We start from the raw sequence: 19,382 nt of genomic DNA, 5'->3' as shown, positions 1-19,382 counted from the left end.
CCCATCCCGGAGCGGAGTCTATCCGAGGCCCGCCCCGCGCCCGGGGGACGCCCCGCAGCCGCCTCGCTAGACTCGACGCCGACGCGGGCCTCGCCCGACCCCCTCCCGTTCATCCGTCAAAGGAGATGCCATGCCCGTCGCTACCCCGGACCAGTACGCAGAGATGCTCGACAAGGCGAAGAAGGGCGGCTTCGCGTACCCCGCGTTCAACGTCTCCTCCTCGCAGACCATCAACTCGGTGCTGCAGGGCCTGTCCGAGGCCGGCTCGGACGGCATCATCCAGGTCACGACCGGAGGCGCCGACTACTTCGCCGGCCACACGGTCAAGAACCGCGCCGCCGGAGCGATCGCCTTCGCGAAGTTCGCCACCGAGGTCGCCAAGAACTACCCGGTCACGGTCGCGCTGCACACCGACCACTGCCCGCAGAACGCGCTCGAGGGCTTCGTCTACCCGCTGATCGCCGCCTCCGAGGAGGAGGTCAAGGCCGGTCGCGAGCCGCTCTTCCAGTCGCACATGTGGGACGGCTCGGCCGTGCCCCTCGACGAGAACCTGAAGATCGCCCAGGAGATCCTGCCGCGCGTCAAAGCGATCAACGCGATCCTCGAGGTCGAGATCGGCGTCGTCGGCGGCGAGGAGGACGGCGTCTCGCACGACATCAACGAGCACCTCTACACCACGCTCGACGACGCGATCGCGACCGTCGAGGCCCTCGGCTTCGGCGAGCAGGGCCGCTACATGGCCGCGCTGACCTTCGGCAACGTCCACGGCGTCTACAAGCCCGGCAACGTGCGCCTGCGTCCCGAGCTGCTCCGCGAGATCCAGGACGGCCTGCAGAAGAAGTACGGCACCGAGGCGCTCCCGCTCGACCTCGTCTTCCACGGCGGCTCCGGCTCGACGGACGAGGAGATCGCCGAGGCGGTCCGCAACGGCGTCGTGAAGATGAACATCGACACCGACACCCAGTACGCCTTCAGCCGCTCGGTCGCCGACACCGTGCTGAAGAACTACGACGGCTTCCTCAAGGTCGACGGCGAGGTCGGCAACAAGAAGGTCTACGACCCGCGCTCGTGGGGCAAGATCGCCGAGTCCGCCATGGCCGTCCGCGTCGCCGAGGCGACCCGCCAGCTCGGCTCCGCCGGCCACTCCGGGAAGTAGGGCACCGCTCCGTGACAAACGCACACGACCAGCCGGGCCGCACCGAGCGCCCGGAACCGCAGTACGGCGAGTACGCGCCGCCCGGCTGGTCGTGGACGCCTCCGGAGGACGCCGTCGTCGTCCCCGACCCGCGAGGGTCCGAGACCGATCCGCGGCCCGCGACCGCGCCCTCCGCGAAGACCGTCGCGCACCCCGTCGACCGGCTGATCACGATCATCCTGCTCGCGCTCGGCGTCTTCTTCGCGGTGCCGACGCTGCTCGACCCGTCGAGCTTCGCCACCACGCTCTCCGAGCTCTACACGAGCCAGGGCATCGGCACCTACGCCTCCCCCGATCTCGCCCGCACCCTCGGGCTGGTCGTCGCGCTCGCGCAGGCGCTGATCGTCGCGTTCGCGGTCTGGATCTCGATCCGCCGGCTGCGGGCCGGCAAGCGCGCCGTGCTGGTGCCGATCCTGGGGATCGTCGCGACGGTCGTGCTCTCGCTGACGGTCGCCGCCATCGCGATCCTCGGCGATCCGACCTTCGCCGACTACGTCTCGCGGATGTCCGCCGGGACCGGCACGGACGTCTAGCGCCCGACCGGCTGACGCGAAGAAGGCCGCCCTCCCTCGGGAGCGGCGGCCTTCTCGGCGTGGTACGAACGGTGCCTCAGGCGCTGACGGAGGCGCTCACGCGTCCGCCGGCCCCGCGGGCGTCGCGCTTGCCGGCGACGTCCTTGCGCAGCTCCTTGGGGAGCGAGAACATCAGGTCCTCCTCGGCCGTCTTGACCTCCTCGACGTCGCCGTAACCGGCGGCGGCGAGGTCGTCGAGCACCTCGCGGACGAGGACCTCGGGCACCGAGGCGCCGCTGGTGACGCCGACGGTGCGGATGCCGTCGAGCCACTCCTGCTTGATCTCGCTGGCGTAGTCGATCCGGTACGCGGCCTTCGCGCCGTACTCGAGCGCGACCTCGACGAGGCGGACCGAGTTCGAGGAGTTGGCGGAGCCGACCACGATGACCAGCTCGGCGTGCTCGGCGACCTTCTTGATCGCGACCTGGCGGTTCTGGGTGGCGTAGCAGATGTCGTCGCTCGGCGGGTTCTGCAGGTTGGGGAAGCGCTCGCGGAGGCGGCGCACCGTCTCCATCGTCTCGTCGACCGAGAGCGTGGTCTGCGAGAGCCAGACGACCTTGTCCGGGTCCTTCACCACGATGTTCGGGACGTCGTCGGGGCTGCCGACCAGGGTCACGTGATCGGGAGCCTCGCCCGCGGTGCCCTCGACCTCCTCGTGCCCCTCGTGGCCGATCAGGAGGATCTCGAAGTCGTCGCGCGCGAAGCGGACGGCCTCGCGGTGCACCTTCGTGACGAGCGGGCAGGTCGCGTCGATCGCCTGGAGGTTGCGGTCGGCCGCACCCTGCACGACCGCCGGCGAGACGCCGTGCGCGCTGAAGACGATGTGCGAGCCCTCGGGGACCTCGTCGACCTCCTCGACGAAGATCGCGCCCTGGCTCTCGAGCGTGGAGACGACGTGCACGTTGTGCACGATCTGCTTGCGGACGTAGACGGGGGCGCCGTAGTGCTCGATGGCCTTCTCGACGGCGACGACCGCGCGGTCGACGCCGGCGCAGTAGCCGCGCGGGGCGGCGAGGAGGACTCGCTTGGCACCGTCGACGGGCTCGTCGCGCAGGCGCCCGGTTGCGCGGGGCATGCGCGGCATGGGCAGGCTGATCGGGGCTTCACTCACCCCGCGATTCTACGCGGTGCAGCCTGTGCTCCCCGCGGAAGGCCCGGATCCGCTGACCGGCGGCCGGACGGGCGGCCTCGCGCCCGGCCCGGCGCCGCGGCCGCCGAGGTGTCGGAGGCATCCCGTACCGTGGTCGTCGCGGGTCCGCCGCCCGCTCCCCCGCCCGCCCGCTCCAGCGAAGGCACCGATGACAGACGCCCCTCCCACCGCCGATGCTCCCTGGCCGGTCGGTCTGCTCGCGAGCAAGATCAAGGGCTGGATCGAGCGTCTCGGCACCGCGTGGGTCGAGGGTGAGATCACGCAGTGGGGCGTCTCCGGCGGCAACGTCTACGGCAAGCTGAAGGACCTCTCCGGCGACGCCACCGTCGGCTTCACGGTCTGGTCCTCGGTCCGGGCCCGCCTCCCGGCGGACCTCAAGCAGGGCGACCGGGTGATCGCGCTGGTCAAGCCGAACTACTGGGTCAAGGGCGGCACGCTCTCGATGCAGGTCTTCGAGATGCGGCACGTCGGGCTCGGCGATCTGCTCGAGAAGCTCGAGCGGCTGCGCCGGCAGCTCGCCTCGGAGGGGCTGTTCGAGCCGGCGCGCAAGCAGCGGCTGCCCTTCCTCCCGCACGGGATCGGCCTGATCACCGGCAAGGACTCCGACGCCGAGAAGGACGTCCTCCGCAACGCGCAGCTGCGCTGGCCGGCCGTCCGCTTCCGCGTCGTGCACGCCGCCGTGCAGGGCGAGCGCACGGTGTCCGAGGTGACCTCCGCCCTGCGCACCCTCGACTCCGACGCGAGCATCGACGTGATCGTGATCGCCCGCGGCGGCGGCGACTTCCAGAACCTGCTCGGCTTCAGCGACGAGTCCCTCGTCCGGGCGGTCGCGGCCTGCACCACCCCCGTCGTCAGCGCGATCGGGCACGAGGCGGACCGCCCGCTGCTCGACGACGTCGCGGACCTCCGCGCCTCCACCCCGACCGACGCGGCGAAGCGGGTCGTCCCGGACGTCTCCGACGAGCTGCTCCGGGTGCAGCAGGCGCGGCTGCGGATGACCACCCGCGTCAGCGGGCTCGTCTCGCACGAGATCGACCGCCTGTCGCAGCTGCGCTCCCGGCCGGTCCTCGCACAGCCCCGGGTCCTCGTCGACCAGCGCTCCGAGGAGCTGACCCGCTGGGTCGCCCGCGGCGCGGAGCTGGTCGAGCGGCGGATCGAGCGCGCCCACCTCGAGGTCGAGCGCCTGCACGGGCAGCTCCGCGCGCTGTCGCCGCAGCACACCCTCGACCGCGGCTACGCGATCGTGCAGAACGGCAGCGGTCACGTGGTCCGCACGCCGCAGGACGCGGCCGAGGGCGAGGCGCTCGTGCTCACCCTCGCCGAGGGCGCCGTCGCCGCCCGCTCGACCGGCCCCGCGGCCGATCCCGCCGGCCGCGGCTGACCCGTCCCGCTCCCACCCGCCCGCGCCCTCCTCGCAGCCCCGATCGATAGGATCACCCCCATGGCCGACGCCCGCACCGACTCCCCCGCCGTGCCGTCGAGCGACCCCGTCCCGACCCGCGAGTCCGACGTCTCCGGCTTCAGCTACGAGCAGGCGCGCGACGAGCTCGTCCGCGTCGTCTCCGAGCTCGAGCAGGGCAGCTCCACCCTCGAGCGCTCGCTCGCTCTGTGGGAGCGCGGCGAGGCGCTCGCGGCCCGCTGCGAGGAGTGGCTGATCGGTGCCCGCGCGCGGCTCGACGCCGCCCGCTCGGGCGGATCGAGCGCCGGATGAGCCGCGAGAAGCCGCCGCGCGTCGTCGCCGAGCTCGGCCGTCCCGAGACGGCCGCCGAGACCGCGGCCCGCAAGGCCGAGAACTCGCGGCTCTACCGCCAGCGCAAGACCGTCAACAACCTCGTCTTCTCGCTGCTCGCCACCGTCGGTGCGGTCGCGCTCATCGTCCTGATCGTCCCCCGCGGCGAGGGCACAGTCCGCGATCCCGTCGACGTGCCGGCGGTCGCCGCCCAGTTCCAGCTCGGCGAGAGCGAGACCCTCGCCACGCCCGACATGCCCGACTCCTGGTCCGCGAACGCGGCCGAGCTGCGCGAGGACGGCGGGATCGAGTACTGGTACGTCGGCCTCATCACGCCCAAGAGCGGCTACATCGGCGTCAGCCAGGGCTTCGACGCCGACGACCGCTGGGTCTCCGGCCAGCTCGACAGCGCCGCCGCGACCGGCGTCGAGCAGATCGACGGCCGCGAGTGGACGGTCTACGACCACCGCGACGGTGCCGGCGAGACCGGCAACAGCCCCTACGCTCTCGAGACGACGGCCGGTGGCAGCACCTACCTCGTCTACGGCACGGCGCCGACGGACGAGATCCGCCAGGTCGTCGACGCCATCACCCCGCAGATCGGCCAGGAGGAGTCCCGTTGAGCTTCGATCCGTCGAGTCCCCAGCACGAGGTCCCGCAGAGCATCGCCGTCGCGCGCGAATCGCGCCCGCCGTCGTGGGTCTGGAAGGAGATGCTGCGCGGAAACCAGCGCTTCGTCGCCGGTGAGCCCCGCCACCCCCGCCAGGACGTCGAGCGCCGCAACGAACTCGCCGCCGAGCAGAAGCCGCTCGCCGCGCTGTTCGGCTGCAGCGACTCGCGCCTCGCCGCCGAGATCATCTTCGACCTCGGCCTGGGCGACCTCTTCGTCGTCCGCAACGCCGGCCAGGTCATCGCCGATTCGATCATCGGCTCCCTCGAGTACGGCGTCGCCGTGCTCGGCGTGAAGCTGATCCTCGTTCTCGGGCACGACGAGTGCGGAGCGGTCAAGGCCGCGATCCAGTCGCAGGCGCCGGACGCCGAGCGCCTCCCGCCGCACATCGAGCACCTGATCGAGCCGATCATCCCGGCCGTCCGCCGCATCGTCGGCCCGCAGCCCGACGGCCGCGTCCTCGTCGACCCGTCGACGACCGACGCCCTCGCCGTCGGCCGCGAGCACCTCCGCGACACCGTCGCCGAGCTGCTGCAGCGCTCCCCGCTCATCGCCGACGCGGTCGCCGCGGGAGAGCTCGCGGTCGTCGGCGCCAACTACCGCCTCGCCGACGGCACCGTCGACTCCGACGTGGTCCTCGGCATCGACCCGCCGCAGATGAGCCCGTACCGCTCGGAGCAGGAGCGCACCTCCAGCCCCCTGCAGAGCGTGTCGGGCCCCGACGCGACCGCTCCGGCCGCCGAGCAGCCGAGCACCGACCTCCTCTCACCGAACCGATGAACCGAACAGAACAGGACGAACACAGCGTGGTGGACACCTCCCCGACCGACTCCGGCGCCGACGACGCCTTCCGCATCGAGCACGACACGATGGGCGAGGTCCGCGTCCCGCGCGACGCGCTCTACGCCGCGCAGACGCAGCGCGCGGTCGAGAACTTCCCGATCTCCGGCGCCGGCCTCGAGCCCGCCCAGATCGCTGCCCTCGCCCGGATCAAGAAGGCCGCGGCCCTCGTCAACGCCGACCTCGGCGTGCTCGACGGCGAGATCGCCCGCTCCATCGCCGACGCGGCCGACCTCGTCGTCGGCGGCGGCTACGGCGAGCACTTCCCCATCGACGTCTACCAGACCGGCTCCGGCACGTCGTCGAACATGAACATGAACGAGGTGCTCGCCACCCTGGCGACCACCGCGCTCGGCCGCCCGGTGCACCCGAACGACCACGTCAACGCCTCGCAGTCCTCGAACGACGTCTTCCCCACCTCGGTGCACGTCGCCGTGACCGGCGCGCTGATCCAGGACCTGGTGCCCTCCCTCGAGCACCTGGCCGAGGCCCTCGAGACCAAGGCCGAGCTGTGGGCCGAGGTCGTCAAGGCCGGCCGCACCCACCTGATGGACGCGACGCCCGTCACCCTCGGCCAGGAGTTCGGCGGCTACGCGGCGCAGATCCGCCTCGGCATCGAGCGCGTGCAGTCCGCCCTCCCCCGGGTCGCGGAGGTCCCGCTCGGCGGCACCGCCGTCGGCACCGGCATCAACACGCCCGCCGGCTTCCCGGCGAAGGTCATCGCCCGCCTCGCGGAGGAGACCGGCCTGCCCGTCACCGAGGCGCGCAACCACTTCGAGGCGCAGGGCGCCCGCGACTCGCTCGTCGAGGCGTCCGGCGCGCTCCGCGTGCTCGCCGTCAGCCTCACCAAGATCAACAACGACCTGCGCTGGATGGGCTCCGGCCCGAACACCGGTCTCGGCGAGCTCAGCATCCCGGACCTCCAGCCCGGCTCGTCGATCATGCCGGGCAAGGTGAACCCGGTGATCCCGGAGGCGGTCCTGATGGTCTGCGCCCGCGTGATCGGCAACGACGCGACGATCGCCTGGGCCGGCGCCTCCGGAGCCTTCGAGCTGAACGTCGCCATCCCTGTGATGGGCACCGCGCTGCTGGAGTCGATCCGCCTGCTCACCGCCTCGGCCACGCTGCTCGCCGACAAGACCATCGACGGCCTCGAGGCGAACGTCGAGCACGCGCGCGCCCTCGCCGAGTCCTCGCCCTCGATCGTCACGCCGCTGAACAAGGTGATCGGCTACGAGGCCGCCGCCAAGGTCGCGAAGAACTCGGTCGCGAAGGGCATCACCGTCCGCGAGTCCGTCGTCGACCTCGGCTTCGTCGAGCGCGGCGAGGTGACGGAGGAGCAGCTCGACAGCGCCCTCGACGTCATGTCGATGACCCACCCGGGCTGAGGCCCGCCTCCATGCTGGTCGAGTAGCGCCGCAGGCGCGTATCGAGACCCACCCTCCGGACATCGGCGGATCTCGATACGCCCGCTCCGCGGGCTACTCGATCAACATGAAGGGTCGGCCGTCGCGCGACGGGCGCCCGCGCATGCTGGTCGAGTAGCCCCGCAGGGGCGTATCGAGACCCGCCGCCGTCAGCGCGCGGCCGGCCGCCGCGACCACGACGGCGCGCGCTCGGGTCGGGGACCGATGCCGACCAGCGCCGCCGGCACGACCGCGAGCCCGGGCAGCAGCCGGAGCAGCACCGCCAGCGCGCGCGGCGGCCCCGAGAGCCGCCCGTTCAGCGCGGGGAGGATCAGGCGTGCGTGCAGGACCCGCTGCAGCGACTGGATCAGCACGGCGGGCAGCGCGCGCCGGCGCTGCACCCGCGCGAGCACGCGCTCACCGGATGCCGTCCGCAGCACACCGCGGCGCAGCGGCCCGGCCAGCAGCCGCGCGGCCGCCACGGCGTCCTGCACGGCCAGGTTGATGCCGACGCCGCCCACCGGCGACATCGCGTGCGCCGCATCGCCGAGGCAGAGCACCCCCGGAGCATGCCAGCGCGGCAGTCGCTCGAGCCGGACGTCGAGGTGCTTCACGTCGTCCATCGACGCGATCCCCTCCACGTCCTCGGCGACCTCGGGGAGCAGCTCGGCCGCCTCCGCCCGGAACGCCTCGATCCCCCGCTCCCGCACCGCCGCGTCGGTGCCCTTGGGCCCCAGCCGCGCGATCTGCAGGTAGCCGTCGCGCGGGATCGCGATCGACACCCGCCCGCGCCCGATCCGCGGCAGGAGCGACTCGCCCACGGCCCGCGCGGTCGGCAGGCGGTACCACCAGACGTCGAAACCGACCGGCAGCGACCGCACGGGCAGCCCGGCCGAGCGGCGCACGGCCGACCAGCGCCCGTCGCAGGCAACCGTCAGATCGGCGAGCAGGCGCCCCTCCCCGGCCGGCGACCGGTACTCGACACCGACGACCCGCCCGCCCTCGCGGACGACGCCGGTCACCTCGTGCTCGGTGAGCAGGGTGAAGCAGCGCTCGGCCTGCGCCGCCTCGGCGACCAGGGCCAGCAGGTCCCACTGCGGCACCATCGCGACGTACGGGTGGCGCACCGGCAGCCGCGCGAAGTCCGCGATCACCACGTCGCGCCCGTCGCGGCCCGGGATCGTCACGCGCTCCACCCGCGAGTGCCGGACCGCCTCGAAGCGGCCGAGGAGCCCGAGGTCCTCAAGCAGCCCCAGCGTCGTCGGATGCACCGTGTCGCCGCGGAAGTCGCGGAGGAAGTCGGCGTGCTTCTCCAGCACCGTCACTTCGACGCCGGCCCGCGCCAGGAGCAGACCGAGCACCAGGCCCGCGGGGCCGCCGCCCACGATCGCGCAGGTCGTCCGCCGCTCCAGGGCCGCGCTCCCACGGACCACCCCGTCGTCTCCGTCGCCGTCCGCCACGTCGGCCTCCTCGCTCGGCACCCGGTCTACACCTCCGCGGCCGTGCGGACCAGCGTCGGACGCTCGCACGTCACGTCCACGCGATGACGAGCCAGAACGCGGCGAGCTGGAACGGCCCGAACGGGATCCGCTCGCCCCCGCCCCGCAGCGCCGACGGCAGACTCCACGCGCCGGCCAGGACGAACGCGAGCACCGGCGCGGCCAGGGCCGGTAACGGATCAACCGCCGCGAGCGGAAGCGCGAGCCCCGTCCCGAGCTTCACGTCGCCACGGCCGAGCCCGCCCGCGGCGTGCAGCACCCCGAGCGCGAGCGCGGTCACCAGCGCGGCCGGCAGCTCCACCGGCACCCGCCCCGCGAGCACCCCGCCGACCGTCGACGCGAGCCCCGCCAGCAGGATCGGCACCGTCAGCGCGTTCGGCAGCCGCCGCTCGCGCACGTCCGCGACCACGAGCGGCACGGTCGCCGCGGCGACCACGAGGACGACGATCGCCGCGCGCCCCTCGACCCGCGCAAGCCCGATCGCGCCGAGCAGAAGCGCGCCGACGAGCGCCGCCGAGAGGTCCTGGAGCCGGTGCATCCGGAGACCCTAGAGCGGATCGCCCCGCGCCCGCCGGAGTTGTCCACAGGCGATGCCGGACGTCCGCCCTTCACTCCCGCGGCGGTACCGGCCCGAGCAGCGCGTTCGCGAAGAGCCCGTGCGCGGACTCGTCGTCGGACGGATGGAAGAGCCCGGCGAGCACGTCGCGGTAGAGCCGGGAGAGCTCGGAGTCGCGGCGGTAGGACGAGCCGCCCGCGACGCGGACGGCGCTCTCGACGATGCGCAGTGCCGCCTCGGTGGTGCGGATCTTCACGCCGACGAGCGACGGGAACCAGGCGGCTCCGCGATCGACCAGGGCGTCGACGTCGGCCGCCGCGCTCGCGAGCGGTGCCCGGAGTCCGTCGAGCAGGATCGCCGCATCGGCGAGACGCCAGCGGATGTCCGGGTCCTCGGAGAACGGCCGCCCGCCGGCCCGGAGCGACGTCCGCTTCCGCGCCGACGCCACGCCGAGCTCGAGGGCGCGCTGGGCCACCCCGAGGTAGACCGAGGCGATCAGCAGCTCGAAGTCGGCGAAGATCGCGAAGACCAGCGGATCGGCGGTCGGGCCGACGGGCAGCGAGCGGAACATCCGCGCGGCCGGCACCTCGACGCCGTCGAGCACCGTGGTCCGGCTCTGCGTCGCACGCATGCCGAGGGTGTCCCAGTCGTCGTGCACGGTGAGCCCCGGCACCGGCGCGTCCGGCGAAGACCGGTCGACGAAGCCGTGCACGAGCCGCGGCTCCGGCCCGCTGTCGTCGCGGCCGAAGACGCCGAGCCGGGTCCAGGCCTGCGAGAGCGAGGTGAAGATCTTGGTTCCGGTGAAGCGGTAGCCGCCGTCGCCGAGCGGCTCCGCGCGGGTGAGCGAGTCGGAGAGCACGAGGTCGTTGCCGGGCTCGCTGTTGCCGAAGGCGAAGACGTGCCCGGCCGCCGCGTCGACGAGGACGTGCTCGAGCGAGGCGTCGCCGCGGGCGAGCAGGGCCTTCGCGATCCCGGTCCAGACCAGGTGCATCGTGGTCGCGAGCGCGGTCGCGGGAGCGGCCGTCGCCAGCCGGCTGTGCTCGGCCGTGGCCTGCTCGAGTCCGAGGCCGCCGCCGCCGAGCTCCGCCGGGACGAGCATCGTCAGATACCCGGCGGCCTTCAGCTCCTCGAGATCCTCGGTGAAGAAGACGTTGCGCGCGTCGTAGTCGGCCGCACGGAGGCGGAAGCGGTCGAGGAGCGCGTCGTCGAGGATGCTCACCCGCCCCACGCTACGCGCCGCAGCCCCGGATCACTCGAGCCGTGGAGCACCTCCGGCACGCGGAACGACCTCCGGCTCGCGGGAACCAGTGATTCCGGCGAGCCGGACGTGATTCTGCGAGCCGGAGATGACCGAAGGTCGCTCAGGACCTAGGCCGACTCGTTCGACTCCAGCATCTCGGTCACGAGCGCCGCGATCGCCGAGCGCTCGGAGCGGGTCAGCGTCACGTGCGCGAACAGCGGGTGCCCCTTCAGCGTCTCGATCACCGAGGCGACGCCGTCGTAGCGGCCGACCCGCAGGTTGTCGCGCTGCGCGACGTCGTGGGTGAGCACCACCCGCGAGTTCTGGCCGACCCGGGACAGCACGGTCAGCAGCACGTTGCGTTCGAGCGACTGCGCCTCGTCCACGATCACGAAGGCGTCGTGCAGCGAGCGCCCGCGGATGTGCGTCAGCGGCAGCACCTCGAGCATCCCGCGCTCGATCACCTCGTCGAGCACGTTCTGTGAGACCAGCGCGCCGAGGGTGTCGAAGACCGCCTGCGCCCAGGGGTTCATCTTCTCGGCGGCGTCGCCGGGCAGGAAGCCGAGGTCCTGGCCGCCGACCGCGTAGAGCGGCCGGAAGACCATGATCTTCTTGTGCTGGCGCTTTTCCAGCACCGCCTCGAGCCCCGCGCAGAGCGCGAGCGCCGACTTGCCGGTGCCGGCCCGGCCGCCGAGCGACACGATGCCGACCTCCTGGTCGAGCAGCAGGTCGATCGCGAGCCGCTGCTCGGCCGAGCGCCCGTGCAGTCCGAAGACGTCCTTGTCGCCGCGCACCAGAGCGATCTGGCGCTTGCCGGTCACGCGGGCGAGCGCGGAGCCGCGGTCCGAGTGCACGACCAGCCCGGTGTTGATCGGGATGTCGGCGACCTCGTCCGTGAAGAGCCGCTCGCGGTCGTAGAGCTCGCTCATCTGGTCGCCGCTCAGGGTGACGTCGTCCATGCCCGTCCAGCCCGACTCGGGGGCGAGCTCGGCGAGGTACTCCTCCGCGGCGAGGCCGATCGAGGCGGCCTTCACGCGCATCGGCATGTCCTTCGACACGACGGTGACGAGGGCGCCCTCGCTCTGCAGGTTCATCGCCACGGCGAGGATCCGGGAGTCGTTGTCGCCGAGCTGCAGCCCGCTGGGCAGCACCGACATGTTCGAGTGGTTCAGCTCGACGCGGAGGGTGCCGCCGCGGCCGACCCGGATCGGGAAGTCCAGCCGCTCGTGCTTGACCCGCAGCTCGTCGAGGTTCCGCAGCGCCTGGCGGGCGAAGTAGCCGATCTCGGGGTCGTTGCGCTTGCCCTCGAGCTCGCTGATCACGACGATCGGCAGGACGACGGCGTGCTCCGCGAAGCGGAACATCGAGGAGGGATCCGACAGCAGCACCGAGGTGTCGAGGACGTAGGTGCGCTGGAGCTGCTCGGTGCGATCCGAGGAGCCGTGCTGCGCGCGGCGGTGGACCGCGCCCTGCGTGCCGTTCTGCGGATCCGTACCCTGGGGAACTGTCACGTCGACTCTCCACATTCCGGGGGCCGGAGCCCCCGACTCACTTCAGAGGATTCGAGTCGGCCGGTGGTGCGTCTCGGCACCGCGCAGTTCCTTCACTGGCAGTCATCGAGTCGTACTTGTGTGGCCGACTCGACCAGGTGCGTCACCTGATGATCCGAACCTAATCCCGGAAATGACAGCCGTGTGGTTCTTGCCGAGACGAACGTGTAACGGCTATGTGAACAGCGCGCGCGGGAGGGCAGCTCAGCTGCCGAAGCGGCGGTGCCGACCGGCGTAGTCGCGCAGCGCCCGGAGGAAGTCGACCTCGCGGATGTCGGGTCCGAGCGCCTCCATGAAGTAGAACTCGCTGTGCGCGCTCTGCCAGAGCATGAAGTCGGAGAGGCGCTGCTCGCCCGAGGTGCGGATCACCAGGTCCGGGTCGGGCTGGCCGCTCGTGTAGAGGTGCTCGCCGATCAGCTCGGGCGTGAGCAGCCCCGCGACGTCCTCGATCGACGAGCCGCGCTTGCCGTGCTCGTCGAGGATGCTGCGGACCGCCTGCGCGATCTCGTGCCGCCCGCCGTAGCCGACCGCGAGGTTCACGTGCAGACCGGTGTGCGAGGCGGTGCGCTCCTCCGCGCAGTCGAGCGCCGAGACGAGCGACTCCGGCAGCCCGTCGTCGGAGCCCACGTGCTGCACGCGCCACTCGGGCTGCTGCGAGACCTCCTCGGCGAGGTCGGCGATGATCGCGATCAGCTCGGTCAGCTCGGAGCTGTCCCGGCCGACCAGGTTGTCCTGCGAGAGCAGGTAGAGGGTGACGTGCCGGACACCGAGGTCGTCGCACCACTGCAGGAACTCGTGCACCTTCGCGGCGCCCGCCCGGTGGCCGTGGGCGGCCGTCTCGAGCGCACGCTGGCGGGCCCAGCGGCGGTTGCCGTCGATGATCATCGCGACGTGGTTCGGCAGCGCGGCGCCCTCGAGACTCGAGCGCAGCCGCTTCTTGTAGACGCCGTAGAGCAGGTCGCTCCCCACGGGCAGTCTCGGCTTCGGCACGGTGCCACGGTAGTCGAAACCGCGGCCCGGTACCGGACCACGGCTGTTCCCCCGTTCGAGCAGGCTCTCCCGGTCGCCCTGCCGCGGCGGGTCGTATCCTCGTCGGTATGAGCCACCGGCCGACCTCCCCCACGCCCGATCCGGATGCGCGCGCCGTGCCGGAGGACGACGCGGCCGGCCCCTCGCTCCCCGCCCTCCCGCTCGTCGAGGACGAGATCGAGCACGGCCCGGCGACGGAGGCGCGACCGACCTGGCGCGGCTGGATCCACGCCGGACTGTTCCCGGTCGCGATCGTCGCGGGCATCGTCCTGGTCAGCGTCGCCGATGGCGCACCGGCGAAGTGGGCGGCGACCGTGTTCGCTGTCTCGTCGCTGCTGCTCTTCGGCAACTCGGCGCTCTACCACCGCTTCGACTGGTCGCCGCGGACCAAGATGATCCTCAAGCGGATCGACCACGCGAACATCTTCCTGCTGATCGCCGGCACCTACACGCCGCTCGCCGCGCTCGCCCTGCCGCCCGCGCAGGGCTCGCTGCTGCTGGTCCTGGTCTGGGCGGGGGCGCTGCTCGGGATCGGCTTCCGGGTGTTCTGGATCTCCGCGCCGCGCTGGCTCTACGTGCCGCTCTACCTGCTGCTGGGCTGGGCGGCGGTGATGTACCTCGGCCCGCTGTTCGAGGCGAGCGCGGCGATGATGGTGCTCGTGCTGGTCGGCGGCCTCTGCTACTCCGTCGGCGCGGTCGTCTACGGGATCAAGCGGCCGAACCCGGTGCCCGGGGTCTTCGGCTTCCACGAGATCTTCCACGCGCTGACCGCGGTGGCGTTCCTCTGCCACTGGACGGCGGCGCTGATCGTCTGCCTGCACCCGACCTACAACGTCGGTTGAGCGCCGGGCGCGTCGGCGCACCGCGCTCGGCGTCCGGGCGTCAGCGTCCGGACGGGGCGTCCTCCGCGCGCTCGCGCTCCTCGGAGTCGAGCTGCTCGTTGACCTGGGCGCGGTAGGTCGTCCGGCGGACCCGGCGGACCATGTCGAGCGCGAGGAACACGGCGGCGAGCGCGATCACGAACATCGTGATGAAGCCGAACAGGCCGGGCGTCACCGTGTCCTCGTTGAACTCCGGCGCGGTCGTCGGCACCGGCGTGGCCTCGGCGGCGCGGATCAGGGCGACGTGGGCGGCCTCGAGCACGGTCGCGGCGATCATGCGGACTGCTCCTCGGAGGTGGGGGCGGCGAGGGCGGCGTCATCCGGCAGCGCGACGTCGATCCCGGCGAAGAGGTCGGTCTCCGGCGTCGGCGCGTCGACCCGGCTCTGCACGAGCTGGAAGTCGTCGGTCGGCCACGCGGCGTCGATCGCCGAGTGCGGGAGGAAGAAGAACTTGTTGTCGGGAGCGACCTGGCTCGCGTGCGCGAGCAGGGCCGCGTCGCGGCGGTCGTGGAAGCCGGAGACGACGATCTTCGTGGTGGCGAGGTAGGGCGTCTCCTCGTTCCAGCGCTTCATCTCCTCGAAGGAGGCGAGCAGCGGGTCCTCCGGGTCGATCGAGCGGATGTGCTCGGCGATGGCCCGCAGCTTCTGCGAGGAGAACACGCGGTCGTAGTAGAGCTTCGAGACGGACCAGGCGGCGCCGGTGCCGGGGTACTCGTCGGCCTCGCCCGCGGCGCGGAACGCCTCGACCGCGACCTGGTGCGCGCGGATGTGGTCGGGGTGCGGGTAGCCGCCGTTCTCGTCGTAGCTGATGATCACGTGCGGGCGGAACCGGCGGACGAGGCGCACCAGCGGTGCCGAGGCGGTCGGCAGCGGCAGGCCGGCGAAGGAGTCCGCGGCGACGGCGCCGTCCTCGGGCATCCCGGAGTCGACGAAGCCCAGCCAGGCGTGCTCGATGCCGAGCGCGCGCTGCGCGGCGGCCATCTCGTAGCGGCGCAGGCCGCCCATGTCGCGCTCGGCGTGCGCGCGGGCGCCGAGCGCCTCGTTCAGAACGGAGCCGGCCTCGCCGCCGGTGCAGGAGACGACCATGACCTCGGCGCCGCGATCGGCGTAGGAGGCGAGGGTCGCGGCGCCCTTGCTGGACTCGTCGTCCGGGTGGGCGTGCACGGCGAGCAGGCGCGGGACCTCGCGCGGCGCCACAGCTGCACGCGCCTCTGAATCTGCGGAGACCTGGACGGCCTGGGACACGATCGCTCGATTCCTCGGGGTTTAATGGGGGGCGTCGCTCGGTTCTCACCCGCGCACGTCATCCGCCAGAATAGTCGCTTCACCCAGGGAGTTCCGTGGCCGCCCGAACGTCCGAGAGCGACGAGCGCGCGAGCGACCCCGCCCTCGACCCGGACGCCGTCCGCGCCGCCGGACCCCTCGCCTCCCGCTACGGGCGGACGCCGCGCAGCCGCCGCGGAGACCGCCGGCTCTTCGCCCTCGTCGCCGTCGCCTTCGTCGCGGTGTTCGCCGCCTGGGTGATCTGGGCCGGCCTCGACGGCGCCCGCGACGGCGTCGACGTGCAGGACACCGCGCACGTGGTCGTCGACGACCGCACCGTCCAGGTGTCGTTCGACCTCACCGTCCCGACCGGGCGCGACGCGGCCTGCGCCGTCCAGGCGCTCAACGAGCAGTCCGCCGTGGTCGGCTGGCTCGTCGTCGAGTACCCCGCGTCCACCGATCGCTTCCGCTCCTACAGCGAGACGGTGCGCACCACGGAGCTCGCGACGACAGGTTTGATCTCCTCCTGCTGGCTCCCGTAGGGTGTCGGGGTGCCCTGACGGACTCGTCGGGGCCTTGTCTTTTCCCCCGCCGCACGCCCTCGGTCGATCCGCTCGACGGGCCAGGCGCCCGACAGCACCGTCGGTCGCGCGCGGCCGTCATGTGAGGAGCCCACCATGGCCGACCAGCCTCAGGTCACCTGGATGACCCAGGAGTCGTACGACCGCCTCCAGGCGGAGCACACCGAGCTGTCCACCAACGGACGCCTCGAGATCGCCAAGCGCATCGAGGTCGCGCGCGAGGAGGGCGACCTCAAGGAGAACGGCGGCTACCACGCCGCCAAGGACGAGCAGGGCAAGATCGAGGCGCGCATCCGCCAGCTGACCGCCCTGCTGCGCGAGGCCGAGATCGGCACGCCGCCCGAGAGCCACGGGGTCGTCGAGGCCGGCACGATCATCACCGCCGAGATCGCCGGCGACGAGTCGCGCTTCCTCCTCGGCAACCGCGAGATGGCGGGCGAGAGCGACCTCGACGTCTACAGCCCGCAGAGCCCGCTCGGCGGCGCGATCATGGGCCTGAAGGTCGGCGACTCCACCACCTTCGAGGCCCCCAACGGCCGCAACATCACCGTGAAGGTCGTCGACGTCGAGACCTGGAACGGCCACTGAGCACGTCCCGGTGACCCGTCCGCGGCGTTGTCGTCGGTCGCGATAGCGCCGCTATCGCTTCCTCCTCCGCCTTGCGGACGGGCCACCGTGACGCGCTCAGTCGTGAGTCACTCCGCGAGATGCCGCTTGTGCGCTCGACACGCCGTGTCAAAGCGTCACAAGTGGCATCTCGCGTATCCGGCGGACTAGCCGCGGGAGAGGCGGGGCTGGTAGCCGGCGTCGCGGAGGACCTGGAGGACGCGGTCGGCGTGCTCGGGGCCGCGGGTCTCGACGCTGATCTCGAGCTCGACCTCGCTGATCTGCAGGCCGCGGCCGTGCCGGGTGTGCAGCACCTCGACGACGTTGGCGTTGGCCTCCGAGATCAGGTCGGCGATCCGCGCGAGCTGACCCGGCCGGTCCGGCAGGCCGATGCTCATCTTCAGGTAGCGCTCGGAGGCGGCGAGGCCCCGGCTGATCACCCGCTCCATCATCAGCGGATCGATGTTGCCGCCGGAGAGGATGACGGCGGTGCGGCCCGCGTTGCGGATCTTGCCGGTGAGGATCGCGGCGATGCCGACGGCTCCGGCCGGCTCGACGACGAGCTTCGCGCGCTCGAGCAGCACCAGCAGCGCCCGGGCGGTGTCGTCGTCCTCGACGGTGACGACCTCGTCGACGACCTCGCGGATGATCTCGAAGTTCAGCTGGCCGGGCTTCGCGACCGCGATGCCGTCGGCGATGGTGGGCGAGATCGTGATGGCGATCGGCTCTCCGGCCGCGAGCGAGAGCGGGTAGGGCGCGGCGTTCGCGGCCTGGACGCCGATGACGCGCAGCGTGCGGCCCTCCTGGGCGGCCTTCTGCTTCGCGGCCGACGCGACGCCCGCGATGAGCCCGCCGCCGCCGATGGGCACGACGAGCGTCTCGACGCCGGGCGCCTGCTCGAGGATCTCCAGGCCGATGGTGCCCTGGCCCGTGATCACGTCGGGGTGGTCGTAGGGCGGGATGAAGACCGCGCCGGTGCTCTCGGCGAACTCGGCCGCCGCGGCGAGCGCCTCGTTGAAGATGTGCCCGCTGAGCACCACCTCCGCGCCGTAGTCGCGGGTCGCCGCGAGCTTGGGCAGCGCGACGCCGATCGGCATGAAGATGGTCGCCTTGATGCCGAGCTCGCGCGCGGCGAAGGCGACACCCTGGGCGTGGTTGCCGGCCGAGGCGGCGACGACGCCGCGCTCCCGCTCCTCGGGGGTGAGGTGCGAGAGCCGGAACACGGCGCCGCGGATCTTGTACGAGCCGGTGCGCTGCAGGTTCTCGCACTTGAGGAAGACGGGCGAGCCGAGCACCTCGGCGAGGAACGTGCTCGTCTCCATCGGGGTGTTCGCGATGACGGGGGCGAGGACGGTTCGGGCCGCCTCGAACTCGCTCAGGGTCGGTCCGACGACGCGGCTAGTCTGCATGCTCTTCGGCAACTCTCTCGGGGGTTCGGGTCGGCGAGCGCCAGGCTCCGCTCGCGACGTAGTTGACCATGACGTTGAGGGTCGCGACCACGGGGACCGCGAAGAACGCGCCCGCGATGCCCGCGACGATCGAGCCGCCGGCGACCGCGAGGACGACGGCGAGCGGGTGCACCTTGACGGCGGAGCCCATGATCAGGGGCTGGAGGATGTGCCCCTCCAGCTGCTGCACGCCGAGGACAACGATCAGCAGGATCAGCGCGATGACCGGCCCGTTGTAGACCAGGGCGATGAAGACGGCCAGCGCGCCGGTGACGACCGCGCCGATCACGGGCACGAAGGAGCCGAGGAAGACCAGCACGCCGATCGGGATCGCGAGCGGGACGCCGAGCAGGAACGAGCCGAGCCCGATGCCCACCGCGTCGACGAAGGCGACCAGGATCTGCACCTTCACGAAGTTGGTCAGCGTGATCCAGCCCGCGCGGCCGGCCCCGTCGACGGCCCTCCGGGCGCGGTGCGGGAAGAGCCGCACGACCCAGCGCCAGATGTTCGGACCGTCGATCAGGATGAAGAGGGTCGAGAACAGCGTCAGCAGCACCCCGGTGAGCACGTGCCCCACCGTCGAGCCGACGCTCAGCGCGCCGCTGACGAGCATCCCCGAGTCCTGCTGCACGGCGGCGAGCGCCTGCTGCGCGTACTGGTTGATGTCGGTCTCGGTCAGGTGCAGCGGCCCCTCGAGCAGCCACGACTTCAGGGCGTCGTAGGACTGCACGGTCTGGCGGCTGAGGTCGTCGAAGCCGGAGGTGACCTGGGTGACGACGAGGAAGAGCAGGCCGCCGATCACGAGGACGATGCCGAGTTCGGCCACCACGATCGCGAGCCACTTGGGCCAGTGGTGCCGCTGCAGGAACGTCGAGAACGGCACGAGGAGCGCCGCGATGACGATCGCGAGCAGCAGCGGGATGACGATCAGCCGCAGCTCGATCACCAGCAGGCCGATCACGGCGAGGGCGCCGGCGACCACGAGGATCCGCCAGGCCCAGGCCCCGGCGATGCGCATCCCGGTGCTGACGAAGGCGGCGTCCGGGTCGAGCGGGCGGGGCTGCGGAGCCCGCTCGGGAGCCGCGGCGGCGCGGACGGCGTCGCGGGCGCCGGACGTGCGGCGGGACCGGCCGAGTCTCATCCGCCCAGACTAATCCCCGCCGCATT

At 72.3% G+C, this 19,382-nt stretch carries 19 protein-coding genes and 1 pseudogene; 10 read left to right on the top strand and 10 right to left on the bottom strand.

The annotated features are described in order from the left end of the window. Positions 1-130: 130 nt before the first annotated feature. On the top strand, positions 131-1,156 hold the full coding sequence (gene fbaA / locus EDF45_RS05945) for a class II fructose-bisphosphate aldolase (RefSeq protein WP_123445424.1): 1,026 nt from the start codon (positions 131-133) through the stop codon (positions 1,154-1,156). An 11-nt stretch (positions 1,157-1,167) separates the two neighbouring features. Then, positions 1,168-1,728 (top strand): DUF6264 family protein, encoded by a 561-nt coding sequence (locus EDF45_RS05940; protein WP_123735290.1) that lies wholly within the window; start codon positions 1,168-1,170, stop codon positions 1,726-1,728. A 76-nt stretch (positions 1,729-1,804) separates the two neighbouring features. Here the strand turns inward: EDF45_RS05940 and EDF45_RS05935 are convergent, their stop codons facing one another. After that, positions 1,805-2,851 (bottom strand): 4-hydroxy-3-methylbut-2-enyl diphosphate reductase, encoded by a 1,047-nt coding sequence (locus tag EDF45_RS05935; RefSeq protein ID WP_123735289.1) that lies wholly within the window; start codon positions 2,849-2,851, stop codon positions 1,805-1,807. Positions 2,852-3,065: 214 nt separating this feature from the next. Here EDF45_RS05935 and xseA point away from each other — a divergent pair, with 214 nt between their 5' ends. The 5 genes and pseudogenes from xseA (at position 3,066) to EDF45_RS05910 (ending at position 7,544) form a co-directional block, all read left to right on the top strand. Then, positions 3,066-4,298 (top strand): exodeoxyribonuclease VII large subunit, encoded by a 1,233-nt coding sequence (xseA, locus tag EDF45_RS05930; RefSeq protein ID WP_123735288.1) that lies wholly within the window; start codon positions 3,066-3,068, stop codon positions 4,296-4,298. A 60-nt stretch (positions 4,299-4,358) separates the two neighbouring features. After that, positions 4,359-4,628 (top strand): exodeoxyribonuclease VII small subunit, encoded by a 270-nt coding sequence (locus tag EDF45_RS05925; protein ID WP_260311859.1) that lies wholly within the window; start codon positions 4,359-4,361, stop codon positions 4,626-4,628. Next, positions 4,625-5,269: a DUF4245 domain-containing protein gene (locus EDF45_RS05920; protein ID WP_123735287.1), complete on the top strand. Its 645-nt coding sequence runs from the start codon at positions 4,625-4,627 to the stop codon at positions 5,267-5,269. The genes EDF45_RS05925 and EDF45_RS05920 overlap by 4 nt, the downstream gene beginning before the upstream one ends. An 89-nt stretch (positions 5,270-5,358) precedes the next feature. After that, a pseudogene (locus EDF45_RS05915) lies at positions 5,359-5,964 on the top strand (carbonic anhydrase); the annotation flags it as partial. 158 nt (positions 5,965-6,122) lie between these two features. Continuing rightward, on the top strand, positions 6,123-7,544 hold the full coding sequence (locus EDF45_RS05910; protein WP_260311858.1) for an aspartate ammonia-lyase: 1,422 nt from the start codon (positions 6,123-6,125) through the stop codon (positions 7,542-7,544). Between the two features lie 188 nt (positions 7,545-7,732). Here EDF45_RS05910 and EDF45_RS05905 read toward each other — a convergent pair whose 3' ends face one another. The 5 genes from EDF45_RS05905 to EDF45_RS05885 all read right to left on the bottom strand — a co-directional run bounded on the left by EDF45_RS05905 (position 7,733) and on the right by EDF45_RS05885 (position 13,397). Continuing rightward, positions 7,733-9,022: an FAD-dependent oxidoreductase gene (locus EDF45_RS05905; protein WP_260311857.1), complete on the bottom strand. Its 1,290-nt coding sequence runs from the start codon at positions 9,020-9,022 to the stop codon at positions 7,733-7,735. A gap of 70 nt (positions 9,023-9,092) precedes the next feature. After that, positions 9,093-9,599: a prepilin peptidase gene (locus EDF45_RS05900; protein WP_123735285.1), complete on the bottom strand. Its 507-nt coding sequence runs from the start codon at positions 9,597-9,599 to the stop codon at positions 9,093-9,095. A 70-nt stretch (positions 9,600-9,669) separates the two neighbouring features. Then, complete coding sequence (locus EDF45_RS05895; protein ID WP_123735284.1) at positions 9,670-10,845, bottom strand: acyl-CoA dehydrogenase family protein; 1,176 nt, start codon at positions 10,843-10,845, stop codon at positions 9,670-9,672. 140 nt (positions 10,846-10,985) lie between these two features. Further along, a complete protein-coding gene (locus tag EDF45_RS05890) occupies positions 10,986-12,383 on the bottom strand; it encodes a PhoH family protein (RefSeq protein WP_123735283.1) in 1,398 nt (465 codons plus the stop codon). Between the two features lie 228 nt (positions 12,384-12,611). Continuing rightward, entirely contained in the window at positions 12,612-13,397 is a 786-nt protein-coding gene (locus EDF45_RS05885; protein ID WP_123735282.1) for an isoprenyl transferase, read from the bottom strand. 107 nt (positions 13,398-13,504) lie between these two features. On the opposite strand from EDF45_RS05885, the gene EDF45_RS05880 reads away from it, so the two are divergent. Continuing rightward, a complete protein-coding gene (locus tag EDF45_RS05880; protein WP_123735281.1) occupies positions 13,505-14,278 on the top strand; it encodes a hemolysin III family protein in 774 nt (257 codons plus the stop codon). A 40-nt stretch (positions 14,279-14,318) separates the two neighbouring features. Here the strand turns inward: EDF45_RS05880 and EDF45_RS05875 are convergent, their stop codons facing one another. Further along, positions 14,319-14,594: a hypothetical protein gene (locus EDF45_RS05875; protein ID WP_123735280.1), complete on the bottom strand. Its 276-nt coding sequence runs from the start codon at positions 14,592-14,594 to the stop codon at positions 14,319-14,321. After that, on the bottom strand, positions 14,591-15,514 hold the full coding sequence (gene mca / locus EDF45_RS05870) for a mycothiol conjugate amidase Mca (RefSeq protein WP_185020090.1): 924 nt from the start codon (positions 15,512-15,514) through the stop codon (positions 14,591-14,593). The genes EDF45_RS05875 and mca overlap by 4 nt, the downstream gene beginning before the upstream one ends. A 143-nt stretch (positions 15,515-15,657) precedes the next feature. Here mca and EDF45_RS05865 point away from each other — a divergent pair, with 143 nt between their 5' ends. Beyond that, positions 15,658-16,122, top strand: a complete 465-nt coding sequence (locus tag EDF45_RS05865) for a DUF4307 domain-containing protein (RefSeq protein WP_123735279.1) — start codon at positions 15,658-15,660, stop codon at positions 16,120-16,122. 135 nt (positions 16,123-16,257) lie between these two features. Beyond that, a complete protein-coding gene (greA, locus tag EDF45_RS05860) occupies positions 16,258-16,749 on the top strand; it encodes a transcription elongation factor GreA (protein WP_123445411.1) in 492 nt (163 codons plus the stop codon). A gap of 185 nt (positions 16,750-16,934) precedes the next feature. Here the strand turns inward: greA and ilvA are convergent, their stop codons facing one another. Continuing rightward, positions 16,935-18,176, bottom strand: a complete 1,242-nt coding sequence (gene ilvA, locus EDF45_RS05855) for a threonine ammonia-lyase (RefSeq protein WP_123735278.1) — start codon at positions 18,174-18,176, stop codon at positions 16,935-16,937. Next, positions 18,166-19,356, bottom strand: a complete 1,191-nt coding sequence (locus EDF45_RS05850; RefSeq protein WP_123735277.1) for an AI-2E family transporter — start codon at positions 19,354-19,356, stop codon at positions 18,166-18,168. The genes ilvA and EDF45_RS05850 overlap by 11 nt, the downstream gene beginning before the upstream one ends. Positions 19,357-19,382 lie beyond the last annotated feature (26 nt).

The organism is Rathayibacter sp. PhB186, from assembly GCF_003751825.1.
In the GTDB taxonomy this organism is placed as follows: Bacteria; Actinomycetota; Actinomycetes; order Actinomycetales; family Microbacteriaceae; genus Rathayibacter; species Rathayibacter festucae.
Note: the sequence above shows the minus strand (reverse complement) of the source record. Positions and strands in the feature narration are given on the sequence as shown.

Coding starts and splice junctions, on each gene's coding strand:
- fbaA (WP_123445424.1), top strand. CDS start 131: ATGCCCGTCGCTACCCCGGACCAGTACGCAGAGATGCTCGACAAGGCG.
- EDF45_RS05935 (WP_123735289.1), bottom strand. CDS start 2,851: ATGCCGCGCATGCCCCGCGCAACCGGGCGCCTGCGCGACGAGCCCGTC.
- xseA (WP_123735288.1), top strand. CDS start 3,066: ATGACAGACGCCCCTCCCACCGCCGATGCTCCCTGGCCGGTCGGTCTG.
- EDF45_RS05925 (WP_260311859.1), top strand. CDS start 4,359: ATGGCCGACGCCCGCACCGACTCCCCCGCCGTGCCGTCGAGCGACCCC.
- EDF45_RS05920 (WP_123735287.1), top strand. CDS start 4,625: ATGAGCCGCGAGAAGCCGCCGCGCGTCGTCGCCGAGCTCGGCCGTCCC.
- EDF45_RS05900 (WP_123735285.1), bottom strand. CDS start 9,599: ATGCACCGGCTCCAGGACCTCTCGGCGGCGCTCGTCGGCGCGCTTCTG.
- EDF45_RS05890 (WP_123735283.1), bottom strand. CDS start 12,383: ATGTGGAGAGTCGACGTGACAGTTCCCCAGGGTACGGATCCGCAGAAC.
- EDF45_RS05880 (WP_123735281.1), top strand. CDS start 13,505: ATGAGCCACCGGCCGACCTCCCCCACGCCCGATCCGGATGCGCGCGCC.
- EDF45_RS05875 (WP_123735280.1), bottom strand. CDS start 14,594: ATGATCGCCGCGACCGTGCTCGAGGCCGCCCACGTCGCCCTGATCCGC.
- greA (WP_123445411.1), top strand. CDS start 16,258: ATGGCCGACCAGCCTCAGGTCACCTGGATGACCCAGGAGTCGTACGAC.
- ilvA (WP_123735278.1), bottom strand. CDS start 18,176: ATGCAGACTAGCCGCGTCGTCGGACCGACCCTGAGCGAGTTCGAGGCG.
- EDF45_RS05850 (WP_123735277.1), bottom strand. CDS start 19,356: ATGAGACTCGGCCGGTCCCGCCGCACGTCCGGCGCCCGCGACGCCGTC.